Origin of the sequence: Sphingomonas jatrophae (genome assembly GCF_900113315.1) — a bacterium.
Classification (GTDB): Bacteria; Pseudomonadota; Alphaproteobacteria; order Sphingomonadales; family Sphingomonadaceae; genus Sphingomonas_P; species Sphingomonas_P jatrophae.
Genome location: NZ_FOZG01000001.1, coordinates 1614402 through 1626556, shown reverse-complemented (window position 1 = coordinate 1626556; position 12155 = coordinate 1614402). Strand labels below are relative to the sequence as shown.

10 protein-coding genes are annotated in these 12155 nt (G+C 68.7%); 5 read left to right on the top strand and 5 right to left on the bottom strand.

The features are described 5' to 3' along the window. Positions 1-136 precede the first annotated feature (136 nt). Genes BM360_RS07665 through BM360_RS07655 form a run of 3 tightly spaced genes read right to left on the bottom strand, consistent with a single transcriptional unit; the run spans position 137 to position 4648 of the window. Positions 137-2488 carry a CaiB/BaiF CoA-transferase family protein gene (locus BM360_RS07665; RefSeq protein ID WP_093313019.1) on the bottom strand — a complete coding sequence of 784 codons (2352 nt, stop codon included), beginning with the start codon at positions 2486-2488 and terminating at the stop codon, positions 137-139. A gap of 17 nt (positions 2489-2505) precedes the next feature. Then, positions 2506-3150 carry a glutathione S-transferase family protein gene (locus BM360_RS07660; RefSeq protein WP_093313017.1) on the bottom strand — a complete coding sequence of 215 codons (645 nt, stop codon included), beginning with the start codon at positions 3148-3150 and terminating at the stop codon, positions 2506-2508. Positions 3151-3169: 19 nt separating this feature from the next. After that, positions 3170-4648: a carboxylesterase/lipase family protein gene (locus BM360_RS07655; protein ID WP_242653353.1), complete on the bottom strand. Its 1479-nt coding sequence runs from the start codon at positions 4646-4648 to the stop codon at positions 3170-3172. A 205-nt stretch (positions 4649-4853) separates the two neighbouring features. Here BM360_RS07655 and BM360_RS07650 point away from each other — a divergent pair, with 205 nt between their 5' ends. Genes BM360_RS07650 through BM360_RS07635 form a run of 4 tightly spaced genes read left to right on the top strand, consistent with a single transcriptional unit; the run spans position 4854 to position 8720 of the window. Beyond that, entirely contained in the window at positions 4854-5405 is a 552-nt protein-coding gene (locus BM360_RS07650) for a nuclear transport factor 2 family protein (RefSeq protein ID WP_093313015.1), read from the top strand. Next, positions 5402-6403: an NADPH:quinone oxidoreductase family protein gene (locus tag BM360_RS07645; protein WP_093313013.1), complete on the top strand. Its 1002-nt coding sequence runs from the start codon at positions 5402-5404 to the stop codon at positions 6401-6403. Before BM360_RS07650 ends, BM360_RS07645 begins: the two co-directional genes overlap by 4 nt. Continuing rightward, the gene (locus BM360_RS07640; protein ID WP_093313011.1) at positions 6403-7191 is read left to right on the top strand and encodes an HpcH/HpaI aldolase/citrate lyase family protein; all 789 of its coding nucleotides are present in this window, start codon (positions 6403-6405) and stop codon (positions 7189-7191) included. The genes BM360_RS07645 and BM360_RS07640 overlap by 1 nt, the downstream gene beginning before the upstream one ends. Then, on the top strand, positions 7191-8720 hold the full coding sequence (locus tag BM360_RS07635) for a carboxylesterase/lipase family protein (RefSeq protein ID WP_093313009.1): 1530 nt from the start codon (positions 7191-7193) through the stop codon (positions 8718-8720). The genes BM360_RS07640 and BM360_RS07635 overlap by 1 nt, the downstream gene beginning before the upstream one ends. A gap of 22 nt (positions 8721-8742) precedes the next feature. Here the strand turns inward: BM360_RS07635 and BM360_RS07630 are convergent, their stop codons facing one another. Further along, positions 8743-9303, bottom strand: coding sequence for a TetR/AcrR family transcriptional regulator (locus BM360_RS07630; protein WP_093313007.1), 561 nt, complete (start codon positions 9301-9303; stop codon positions 8743-8745). 144 nt (positions 9304-9447) lie between these two features. On the opposite strand from BM360_RS07630, the gene BM360_RS07625 reads away from it, so the two are divergent. Then, complete coding sequence (locus tag BM360_RS07625) at positions 9448-11202, top strand: amidohydrolase family protein (protein ID WP_165611237.1); 1755 nt, start codon at positions 9448-9450, stop codon at positions 11200-11202. Positions 11203-11268: 66 nt separating this feature from the next. Here BM360_RS07625 and BM360_RS07620 read toward each other — a convergent pair whose 3' ends face one another. Beyond that, positions 11269-12144, bottom strand: coding sequence for a hypothetical protein (locus BM360_RS07620; RefSeq protein WP_242653352.1), 876 nt, complete (start codon positions 12142-12144; stop codon positions 11269-11271). Between the last annotated feature and the right edge of the window lie 11 nt (positions 12145-12155).

Here is a 12155-nt window from a genome sequence, read left to right as displayed (position 1 = left end):
TGTCCCCTGTCAAAGGGGGTGGCGGGGCCTTTCATTTGCCCCGGTATGGACGGCCTCGCCCAAGCGAGATCCTAGCGCCCGAACGTGCATACGCATCTTCAGGATGGCCGTGCAGTGCCCTGCCGAGCCAGCGCCGTCAGGCCGGCGCGCGCCCTTCGCCTGCTGCGACCATGCGGGCGATATCAGCGGAGACGGGCTCGATCACCTTGCCCCCCGTCAGGTCCGCAATCTCTGCCGCGCTCAGGCCCAGCCAGTCCCGCAGCACCTCCGCGCCATGTTCGCCCATGAGCGGGGCAGGACGCGTGTCGGGCTCGGCCAGCAGCGCCGACACCGCATGGCGGCGCTCGGCGATGACCGGTTCGTCCATGTGCGGGTGGCGATCGACGCGGAAAAAGCCGCGCTCGCGGTAATAGCTGAAGTCAGGCAGGTCGGCGATCCGCAGCATGCGGGCGGCGGGGATGCCGGCGGCCTGCAGCCGCCGCATCGCCCCCTCCGCATCTTGCGTCGCCATCCAGGCGGCAACGTCGCGCTCGATCGCCTCCCGTTGTGCCAGCCGTTGCGCGGCGGACGCATAAGCGGTGCCGGTCCAGTCCGGACGGTCGAGCAGTCGCGCCAGCGCCAGCCAGTCCGCATCGCCCCGCACCGTCACGACGCACCATTCATCGTCGCCTTGTGCGCGGAACACGTTCCACGGCGCGTCCAACGCTGCCGTCGCCGAAACCCCCACGCTTTCGCCCGCAATCTCCGCCGCGAAGTGGCCGAGCATGACCTCCAGCTGCGAGATCGCTGCGCGCCCGCCCCTGCCCGTCCGCAGCCGACGGGCAAGCAGCGCGAGGACAGCGATGGTGCCGTATCGCGCCCCGACATGATCGGGATAGATCGTGATCGAATCGCTGTAGCTTGTCGGATCGTCGGGGTAGCGCCACTTGCCCGTCAGCCCCGCCGCCGCACGCACCAGCGGCCCATAGCCCATCCGCCCCGCCCAGGGGCCGGTGCTCCCGAACGCACTGCTTTCGACCATGACGATGCCGGGATTGATCGCGGCGATCCGATCATAGCCGAGGCCGAGCGCCTCCATCGTGCCCGGCTTGAAGTTGGACAGGATCACGTCCGCCTTCGCCGCCAGACGACAGAACAGCGCCTTGCCGGCGTCATCGCGCAGGTTGAGGCCGAGGCTGCGCTTGTTGCGGTGGCCGGCGGCGAAGCTCACCGACAGGCCGGTGGGCAGATAGGAGTGGCGCGTACCATCGGGGAAGGCAGCGGATTCGACCTTCACGACATCCGCGCCAAGGTCCGCCAGCAGACGGCTCTGCTCCCCGCCGACAACGATCACGCCCAGATCGAGCACCCTGATCCCCGCGAGTGGCCGCGCCGGATCCGTGCTGCTTACATCCGCCGCCATCGCCGCGGCTTCGATCCCGGCGCTCACCCGCGGGCTCATCCGCACGCCATCGATCTCGATCACGCCATCGGGGGAGCGGATCTCCACGCCCGAGGGATCGTGGACCGTGCCGATCGCCTGCCGGGCGGCGAGATGCGGGGCCTTCAGGCATTCGTCGAGCGACAGCAGCCCCGAGATGGGGATGCCGCGCGCCATGCCCTCGCGCTCCAGTTCGGCGCGGCTCTTGTCCTGCACGAACGCGGCGAGCGCTGCCGTCAGCGCTGCGGAGCGCTGGCGAACACCGGTATTGTTATAGTCCACACCGGCGAACGCTTCCGGCTGGCCCATCCAGTCGAACATGTTGCGCCATTGCCGAGGCGCCAGCAGGCAGAGCCGGACATCGCCGTCACGGCACGGGAAGATCGGATATTGGAAGCCTTTGACCGGCCGTTCGGGCGGCAGGTGGCTCGCCGCGCGCCCGAGTGTCGCGCTGCCGGAGATGCCGTAGCCGGGATCGAGCGCCTGGCCGGCCGCATCCAGCATCGACACGTCGATCCGGTCGCCCTGCCCCGTCCGCTTCGCCGCATAAAGCGCCGCCATGCCGACATAGGCCGCCTGCGCCATCGCGCACTGCATTGCCAGCTCGCCCGGCGGCAGCAGCGGCGCCCGCGGCGCGAGGCCGGAGCGGGACAGCTCACCGGTGAGCGCGTGCAGCACCGGATCGGTGGCCTGCCAGCCTTCGTAGCTGGTGCCCGTGCCGAACATGCTCACCGTCAGCACCGGGACGGCCGCTCGGCTCCCGTCGCTGAGCAGCGCCTCGGCGGGCCCGCCGGCACCCTGCACGATCATGTCCGCCTGGTCGGCGGAGGCGCGCAGCTCAGCATCCGTGCCGTCGATCAGTGTCTTGCCGACATTGGCGACGAGCCAGCGCACCCCCTCGGGCGAGTTGACCGCTGCACCGGCGTAAGCGCCGCCCGGCTCCGGCCGCACCACTCGGGCGCCAAGCTCCACATAAGTCCGCGTGACGCCCGCAAGCGGCGCCTCCAGCAGGTCCAGGATCGTCATGCCGGCGAGCGGCCGGTCGACGCCATGCTGCGCGTCGGTCATCCTGTGCGCTCCTCGGATCAGGTAAGGGGCGTGCCGGGCGCCAGCACCACGGCTGCGGCATCGCGCGTCAGCATGCGCTGATAGGCCGGTCGCGCGGTCAGCCCGTCGAACCAGGCGGCGATCGCCGGCGGCACGCGATCGGACAGGCCGATCTTCTCGGCGAGCAGGATGGCGTAGCCGACCGCGATGTCAGCGACGGTGAAGCGCCCGGCGCAGAGATAATCCCGGCCGCTCAGCCGCCGCTCGACCTTGGCCAGCCGCTTGCCGAACCAATCGGCATAGAGCAGCCCCGCCGGCTCCAGCCCCCGCTCGCGCTCCAGCACCGCGTAGCGAAGGTAGACCGTCTGCGGGAAGGTCAGCGTGGCGTCGGCGTGGTGGAGGAAGTCGAGATAGGCCGGGAAATCCGATTCATCGACGCCGACGGCGAGCGTATCCGCCGCATAGCGGGCGGCGAGATACTGGGCGATGGCGCTGGACTCGGTCATCACGACGTCGCCGTCGACCAGCGTCGGCACCGTGCCGACGGGGTTCAGGTCGGTATAACCGGGCGTCGCACGGCGGGGCGGGAATGGCAGCGACACCAGCTCGCAATCCAGCCCGATCTCCTCGATCGTCCATAACGCGCGCAACCCGCGCGAGCCGCCGCAGTGATACAGTTTCACGCCGCCCCTCCCCCGATGCTCAGGGCTTGACCGCGGCGCCGGTCTCGCGCGCCCAGCGATCGTGCCAATAGGCCATGCGCGTGCGGTGAAGCGCCGGCACCATCCGCACCGCCTCGCCCGTCACCATGGTCACCACCTCGCCGGGTGCGGCGCGCGGCCATTCGGGCAGGCCGGGCCCATTCGGATCACCCGTTCGGATGAAATTGTACCAGTAAGCCTGCTGGCGCTCCGCCACCGCCATGTCGTCGGCGGTGCGGCGGGCATCGTCGGTGAAGGTATAGGCCATGTCGGCGCAGTGCGACGCGCCAGGCTTGCTCGCGCGCTGGGCGGCCGGGACATAGTCGAAATGGTAGGACCAGGTCGGCGCGGTGCGCGCGGCGAGCGAGGCGAGGCCGAGGCTGGCCGAGGTGAACAGGAAGTCGGTCTGCACCCGCCGCAGCAGCTCGCCGTCGTTCACTGGTCCGGCTTCCTCGTAGAGCGGGCGCAGCTTCGCCAGATCGATGTCGAACCGCGCCTTCAGCGTGGCGGCATCGAAGCCCATCATGCCGAAGATGCTGGCCTCGTTGCTCGTCGATCCGACGATCAACGGCACCGGCGCCTGACGCTCCCCGGCAAAGGCAACGGCCACGGGCGCCTGAATCTGATGGGCGTCGACGATCGGGCCGAAATCGGGTGGGCCGGGGTCCGCGGCCAGCACCTCATCCACGCTCAGCGCGCGCAGTCGGTCGAGCGTAGCGGCGTCGTCCTCCGCGATGCCGGCGCGGCGGGCGAAGGCGATCCCCTCCTCCTCGGCCCGCGCGAGCGGACGCGCCGCGTTGAACAGGCCGCCGCCGGAGTGGACCGCGGCGCGCGCGAACCGCCCGCGCGCCTGCTGGCTCGTCAGGAGCGCGTTGACGCTCGATCCACCGGCCGAGCAGCCGAGAATGGTGATGGTCCCGGGATCGCCGCCGAAGCGCGCGATGTTCCGCCGCACCCAGTCGAGCGCCGCCAGCTGGTCGCTTAGCCAGAAATTGCCGGTGCCGCGGCCCGCCTCGCGCGTGAGCGCTGGGTGAGCGAGGAAGCCGAAGCGGCCGAGCCGGTAATTGGGCGCGACGAGCACGACGCCGCGACGCACCATCGGCGAAAGGTCCTTGTCCGCGATGTAGCGGCCCGATCCGACGAAGAAGGCGCCGCCGTGGATCGAGAACAGCACGGGAAGGCCGCTGGCCGCCGGATCGGGCGTGACGATGTTGAGCGTCAGGCAATCCTCGCTCTGCGGCACCGGCGGCGCTGCAGGCGTGGCGCGCTGCGGGCAGGCGGGGCCGAAGCGGGTCGCATCCAGCACGCCGGACCATGCCTGCGCCGGCTGCGCCTCGCGCCAGCGCAGCGGGCCGATTGGGGGCGCGGCATAGGGGATGCCGCGGAACGCAGCCGCACGTCCGGACAGCACGACGCCACGGACTGCGCCCAGATCGGTTACGATCACCGGACCATCCGTCTCGTTCGTCTCGCCGGGCAAGCCGCTCTCCCGCCACACACGCCCGGTTGCCCCGGCCTTCTCGCCGCGACACAAACGCCGCCTTGGTTACGAAAGCAAGAGATTTTGCATTGCAGGTTCGTTTTCGGTTACCTTTGAGCATCGTGGTCGGGGTGAGCGATGCCGTTGACAGGGTAGCCCAAAGCTATACCGTCGTGCAGAAAGAAGACGGGGAGAGAGGAGCGCGATGACCTCGGACGAGCTTGACGGCGCCGGCCGGTTGGACCGTGTGGAGGCCAAGCTCGCCATCACCGACCGGCTATACGAAATCGCTTATGCGAACGACCGGCAGGATTTCGCTGCCGTGCAGGCAAGCTACTGGCCCGAGGCGAGGATCGAACACGGCTCGTTCAACGGCGATGTGGCGGCGTTCGTCACCTTCGCCGCCGGGGTCCTCGCGGGCTGTCACTTCGCGGCGCACCACCTGTCCAACGTGCTGGTCGAGGTGGCCGGCGATCATGCGCTCGCGCAGAGCTATTTCGTCGCCCACCAGCGCCGTGCCACGGCCGATGGTGGGGGCGAGGAGGACGTGTTCATCGAAGGGCGCTATGTCGACCGCCTCAAACGGCGGGGCGGCGCCTGGAAGATCATCCGGCGCCGAGGCTTCTTCGATCACAGGTCCGTGCTGCCCGCGCAGACGCCTTATTCTGCGTGGCCGGCCGGCGTGCACAGCCGCATGCATCCGCATGACGACTACGGAGAACTGCTCGCCGCCTTCCGCGCGGAGACGGCGGCATGAAGGCGCTCCGCTGCCACGCACACGGTGCGCCCGAAGACCTGATCGTCGAGGACGTGCCCCTGCCCTCGCCCGGCCCGGGCGAGGTGCGGATCCGGGTGGCGGCAGCGGGCGTCAACCTGCCCGACGCGCTCATCATCCAGAACCTTTACCAGCTCCAGCCGCCCTTGCCCTTCACGCCCGGCGGAGAGGCGGCGGGCTGGATCGATGCGATCGGCGAAGGCGTCACGGGTGTCTCGCTCGGCGACAGGGTGGCGGCGATGACGCTTGCCGGCGCCTTCGCCGAGCATGTCGTGGTCGCGGCCGACCGGCTGATCGCTGTCCCCGACGGTGTGCCGCTGGGGGTGGCCGCCGCCATGACCATGGCCCATGGCACCGCCTATCACGCACTGGCGCAGCGCGCCGCCGTCCAGCCGGGCGAGACGGTACTGGTCCTCGGCGCGAGCGGCGGCGTTGGCCTTGCCAGCGTAGAGGTCGCCAAGGCGATGGGCGCGCGGGTAATCGCCGCCGCCTCCGCACCGGACCGCCTGGCGCTGGCGCGCGAGCGCGGGGCCGACGTGCTGGTCGACTATGAAGCGGGCGATCTCCGCACGGCCCTGCGAGAGGCGCAGGGCACGGCCGGCATCGACGTGATCGTCGATCCGGTGGGCGGATCGCTGGCCGAGCCCGCCTTCCGCTCCATCGGCCGCAACGGCCGCTATCTGGTAGTGGGCTTTGCCGCGGGCACGATCCCGGCCATCCCGCTCAATCTGCCGCTCCTCAAGGCCGCATCGATCGTGGGCGTGCTGTGGGGCGCCTTCACCGTGCGAGAGCCGGAGCAACACCGCGCCAACATGGCGACCCTCTATGCCTGGCTTCTCGATGGCCGCCTCCAGCCGCTCATCAGTCGCCGCTTCCCTCTGGCCGATGCGGCGCAGGCGATCCGGCTGATGATGGACCGCAAGGCGGCCGGCAAGATCGTCATCGACGTCTGCGCCGACGGACCCGATCGGAGACCGTGATGCCCGCCCCGCTCGACTTCATCGCTCCCCTGTTCGTGCCCGCCAACCGCCCCGAACGCTTCGCCAAGGCAGCGGCGAGCGGGGCCGATGCGGTGATCCTGGATCTGGAGGATGCCGTGGCACCTGCGGACAAGGCGACGGCGCGTGCGGCCCTGGCCAAGCACTTTACCAAGCGGCCCGTGCTCGTCCGCATCAATGCGGCGGGCACGCCGTGGCACGAAGACGATCTGGACGCGGTCTCCCGCCTGCCGCTGGCCGCGATCATGCTGCCGAAGGCGGAGCGGGTGGCGGACTGCACCCGGATCGCTGCGATCCATCCCGTGGTGGCGCTGATCGAGACCGCGCACGGGATCGCCGCGGCAAGGAGCCTCGCCACCTCGGGATCCGTCGCGCGGATCGCCTTCGGCTCGATCGATTTCGCCGCGGATCTCGGGTGCGATCACGTTCGCGAGGCGCTGGCGCCCGCCCGCGGCGAACTCGTGCTGGCCGCGCGCCTGGGCGGCCTCTCGGCGCCGCTCGACGGGGTCACGACCGCGCTGTCCGATCCCGCAGTCACCGCCGACGACGCCCGCCACGCGCGTTCGCTCGGCTTCGGGGGCAAGCTGTTGATCCATCCGGCGCAGGTGGCACCCGTGGTCGAGGCGTTCCGGCCATCGCCAGACGAGCTTGACTGGGCACGCCGCGTGCTGGCCAGCGGTGATGGCGTTGCGCGTGTGGACGGCACGATGGTCGACGCGCCGGTGCGCGCCCGCGCACGCGCCATCATGGCGCGTGGGATCGGCTGCTGATGCGCGCACTCCGGACCCTATCGCTCGCCTCGCTGCTGCTTGCTGGCGCCGCACCGACCGAACCCGTCGTCACCACCACGGCCGGCCCGGTGCGCGGGGCGATGCGCGAGGGAGCCTTCTTCTTCGGCGGCATTCCCTTCGCCGCGCCGCCGGTCGGCCCGCGGCGCTGGCAGGCGCCCGCCCCGGCCGCCGCGTGGCGCCAGACGCGCGACGCAACGGCCTTCGGCGCGGATTGTCCGCAGCCCGCCTCGGAGACGCGCGAGACACATCCCCAAGCCGAATCCTGCCTGTTCCTGAACGTCGTCTCGCCCGATCTGACGGCGCGAAAGCTGCCGGTGCTGTTCGTCATCCATGGCGGGGCAAACTTCGTCGGATCAGGCCGCGAGCTGATCGACCGGGCGATCCCGCCGATCGTCAAGGACGGCGTCGTGCTGGTCGCGGCCAATTACCGGCTCGGCCGCCTCGGCTTCTTCTCGCATCCCGGGCTGACGAGCGAAGCGCCGCGGGCCCACTCCAATTATTACCTGATGGATCAGATCGCCGCCTTGCGCTGGGTTCGCGACAACATCGCGAAGTTCGGCGGCGATCCGGGGAACGTGACCGTGATCGGCTGCTCGGCCGGCGGCTCGGGCGTGAACGGCGTGCTCGGCTCACCGATGGCGCGCGGCTTGATCGCCAAGGCTAGCCCGCATTCGGGCGGCGGCCTGTTCAACGGCGATCGTCCGCTCGCACGCGCTGAGAAGGAAGGAATCGCCTTTGCCGGGCGGGTCGGGGTCACGGCGCAGGGCGCGAAGGCGCTGGCGCCACTGCGGGCGCTCAGCGTTGCGCAGGTGATGGCTGGCGACAAGGGCGCGCCCGATTTCGGCGCGGTTGTCGACGGCACCTGGCTGCCGCAGCCCATCTCGGTCGCCTTCGCTACGGATCGCTGGAACAAGGCCCCGCTGCTGGTGGGATCGACCAGCAACGAAGCGAGCGTGTTCGGCCTCATGGGCTTCGACCGACCGACGATGGAACAGCGCTTCGACATCGACTTCGCGGCGCTGGCGCCGGCTTATGGCCGGCTCGACGCGAGAGAGCTGCTGCGTCAGGTGCAGACCGACTTCATCTTCACCAGCGGCTCGATCGGCCTTGCCACGCTGGCGGCCAATGGCGGGGCACCATCCTGGGCCTATCACTATGATCATGTGCCGCAGGCCGAGCGCGGCGAGCAGCCCGGTGCGCCGCATTGCGCGGATTTCCGGCGCTGGTTCGGCTTCGAGGGCGGGGGGCGGACCACGCCGCCGTCCGGCGAACAGGATCGGGCAGTGACCCGAGCGCTGCACAACTACCTGCTCAATTTCGCGCGCAGCGGCGATCCGAACGGGCCGGGGCTGCCGGTCTGGCCACGGACTCCGGCCGGCGGGAGCGAACCGCTGGTGATCGGCGAGACGATCGCGGCCGAGCCCGGCTTCCGCGCAAGACAATTGCAGCCCTGGTTCACCCGCTGGGAGGCACAGACCGGATATAAGATCTCGCCGACAAGGCGCTGACAAAGCAGGCTGCCGCCACCGCTCAGACGGATTGCGCGGTGAAGCCGTCGAGCACCACATCGACCACGCGGTGCGCTCGCCGCTCGCCCTCCTCCGAGCGGACGTGCCAGATGAAGCTGAGCGCGAGTTGCAGGTCGATCGCGTCGATGTCGCCGGCAATGGCTCCGGCGGCGCGGCATGCGTCGAACAGGTGCGAGATCGCCGCCAGCACCGGCAGATGCGCCTCGTGCCGCTCCTGCTCGGTCGTGACGGCATGGAGCAGCTCGACGAAGCCGTGCTGCTGGCGCGCCAGCTCGACCAGCCGGTGGCACCAGGCGCGCAGCGCCTCGACCGGGGTCAGCCGCTCGCCGAGATCGCGCGCGATGGTGATGACCTGCTCGAGCTCGGCCCGGTAGACCGCGACGATCAGCGCGCCGCGCGTCGGAAAATGGCGATAGAGCGTGCCCGGCCCCACGCCTGCCGTCTTGGCGATCGAATTGAGCGACGAGGCGGGATCGGCGGCCAGCGCGGCGCGGGCGACCTCGATCAGCCGCTCGTAATTGGCCTGCGCGACATCGCGCATGTGATGCGGCGCGGCCTTCATGGATTGCACTTGACCATTGCGGAGAACTCTCCGAGACTACTTCCCGCGGCCTGCGCCACATCTGTCGAGCGCCCGGGCATAGCGACTCACGAAGGTTTGTCACCGTCCGGACAGAGCAGCCGGGCGGCGAGGTGGAGAGGCAAGATGAGCTACAACATCCTGATCAAGGGCGGCACCGTCATCGACGGGCAGAATAATCCGCCGTTCAAGGCGGACGTGCGCGTGTCGGGCGGAAAGATCGTCGCGGTGGCGGCCGGTCTGGAGCGCCAGGGCGTGGAGCGCGTGGTGGACGCGACCGGCTGCTACGTGACGCCGGGCTTCATCGAGACGCACAATCACTATGATGCGCCGATGTGGTGGATGCCCAACATGTTCCCGCTGCCGGGCTATGGCATCACCACCTCGATCAACGGCAATTGCGGCTTCGGCGCGGCCCCCGTGCCCGAGACGAAGGAAGCGCGCGATGCGATGATCGGCATCTTCTCCTTCTTCGAGGACATCCCGCTGGAACCCTTCCACTCGCAGCTGCCGTGGGACTGGAAGACGTGGGGCGAATATCGCGCATCGATGCAGCGCCATCTGAAGGTGCCGATCAACTTCGAATTCTACTGCGGCCACCAGGCGCTCCGCCTCGCCGCGATGGGCATCGACGCGACCACGCGCGCGGCGACCGACGACGAGATCGCGAAAATGGCGGCGATGCTGCGCGAGGCGCTGGATGCGGGCGCGATCGGCTTTTCCAGCAACACGCTGGATTATGACGCGCAGGGCAATCCGGTGCCGTCGCTGCTGGCCGAGGACAAGGAGTTCGCCGCGCTGTTCGACGTGCTCGACGACTATCCGGAAAAGACGTTCGAGATCGTCATCTCCTCCTTCCAGAAGTTCGTCGGCGTCGAGGACATGAAGCGGTTCGAGCCGCTGGTGAAGCATCGCAAGTTCCGCACGCTCTGGGGCGGCGTCCCGTTCCTGTCCTATCAGATCGCACGCGGCATCGGCCCGCTGATCGACGAGCATGAGCGCTACAAGCGTGAGGGGCTGCCGCTCTACACCGCCTTCACGCACGTGCCGCCGGCGACGATGATCAACTTCAACAGCCCCCTCACCTTCGCGCAGATCAACAATCTGGCCTGGGCGGAGCTGGCGCGCGAGGCCAATGCCGCGCGCAAGCTGGAGATGCTGGCGAGCGAGGATTGGCGCGCGCGGGCGCGGGCATCGTGGGAGGACATGTATCCCCAGGCGATGTTCCGGAAGCCCGAGACGGTGATCATGCGCGACAGCCAGTATCGTGTCGGGCCCTACGGCTCCGACGTGACCTTCCGAGACGTGATCGACGCGCGCGGCGGCAACACGCACCCGTCCGACGTGCTGGCGGACTGGGTGCTGGAAAATGGCATCGGCTCCACGCTCGGCTTCAACATGTCGCTCGCCTCGCACCAGCAGATCGTCGACCTGTTCAACGATGAATATGCGATCGGCAACGTGTCGGATTCGGGCGCGCATGCGCAGATGTTGTGCGGCATCGGCGACCATATCGACCTGATCAACAGCTTCGCGCGCGACAACACGCATCTGTCGGTCGAGACGGCGGTGTATAATCTGACGGGCAAGCTGGCGAAGTTCTTCGGTCTTTCGGACCGCGGCCACATCGCCGAGGGCAAGAGCGCCGACATCGCGGTGTGGCACATCGACGAGATCGAGCGGCGGCCGATGATCAAGGAGTATGACGTGCCAGACGGATCGGGCGGCCGCGGATATCGCTATACGCGCGATGCCGCGCCGATGCGCATCACTTTGGTGCATGGCGAGCCGATCTTCGACGGCGGCAGCTTCACGGGCGCCTATCCCGGCCGCATTGCCGGTTACGAGACAGCCGAGGCGTTCGCGCAGGCCGCGGAATAGCCCGCATGCAAAAGGGGCGGCGTCCGCAGTGGACGCCGCCCCTTTTTGTTGCCCGTCGGCCAGAGTTTATTCAGCGGCCTGTGCCACCTCGCGCCGTGGATCCTCGCTGAATGCGGTGGTGTGCGCCCAGTAGCCGGACGGCAGCACATCGATGATGCCGAATTCCTCGCGGATGTCGCGCACCTGCCAGTCGAGATAGTCGCGGAACGGCACGATGAAGAGCGGATGCTTCCACGCCCGGCCCTGTGCCGCGCCGATATCCTCGAAATCCTGCATCTGCGCGGCGCTTTCGGGATAGAACAGGCCCGCCTTCATGATCGTCTTGGCGCGAAGGTAAGTCTGCGTGCGGAACATGTAGTTGGCCAGTTCCGGCGTGAAATAGCGATAGATCGCCCGGCTGTTGGCGGTGAGCAGCGCCAGCTCGCCGCCATGGTTCGTCTCGAACCCGGTGATCATATGCTCGATATCGTGCGTGTGGACGCGTTCCTTGCGGTAGAATTCGAGATCCGTCTCGACCTTCATGCCCTTGTAGAAATGGTCCATGTCGTAGCCGCTATTGGCGAGAAAGTCGTAGATCACCGCGCGCAGCGTGCCCGGCTCCGCGCCCTTGGTCTCCTCGATGGTGAAGTTCGAATTCTTGCGCCCGTCCAGCCACGCCTTGAACGCGGGCAGGCGCGCTTTCTCCTCCTCGAACAGCTGGGTGATGCGGGCATAATCCTCCATCTGGTTCATCAGCCCGACGACATTGGGGATGAAGGCGGTATTGGGCAGATCGGGGCCGTTCCGCCGCAGCATCTCCTGCGCGATCAGCTCCCGCAGCTGCGCATTGTTGAGATAGGGGGAGGAGCTGATCAGCGTCGAGCTCTCGGTCGTGTGCGCCTTGGCCGCGCCGTTATAGTAAGCGAGGTCGGCCTCGCTGACCTGCAACTTGGTGTCCATCATCGCTCTCCTTG

Bases quoted from the DNA above. Each gene is read 5' to 3' on its own strand.
- BM360_RS07665 (WP_093313019.1), bottom strand. From the start codon at position 2,488: ATGACCGACGCGCAGCATGGCGTCGACCGGCCGCTCGCCGGCATGACG.
- BM360_RS07650 (WP_093313015.1), top strand. From the start codon at position 4,854: ATGACCTCGGACGAGCTTGACGGCGCCGGCCGGTTGGACCGTGTGGAG.
- BM360_RS07645 (WP_093313013.1), top strand. From the start codon at position 5,402: ATGAAGGCGCTCCGCTGCCACGCACACGGTGCGCCCGAAGACCTGATC.
- BM360_RS07640 (WP_093313011.1), top strand. From the start codon at position 6,403: ATGCCCGCCCCGCTCGACTTCATCGCTCCCCTGTTCGTGCCCGCCAAC.
- BM360_RS07635 (WP_093313009.1), top strand. From the start codon at position 7,191: ATGCGCGCACTCCGGACCCTATCGCTCGCCTCGCTGCTGCTTGCTGGC.
- BM360_RS07630 (WP_093313007.1), bottom strand. From the start codon at position 9,303: ATGAAGGCCGCGCCGCATCACATGCGCGATGTCGCGCAGGCCAATTAC.
- BM360_RS07625 (WP_165611237.1), top strand. From the start codon at position 9,448: ATGAGCTACAACATCCTGATCAAGGGCGGCACCGTCATCGACGGGCAG.
- BM360_RS07620 (WP_242653352.1), bottom strand. From the start codon at position 12,144: ATGATGGACACCAAGTTGCAGGTCAGCGAGGCCGACCTCGCTTACTAT.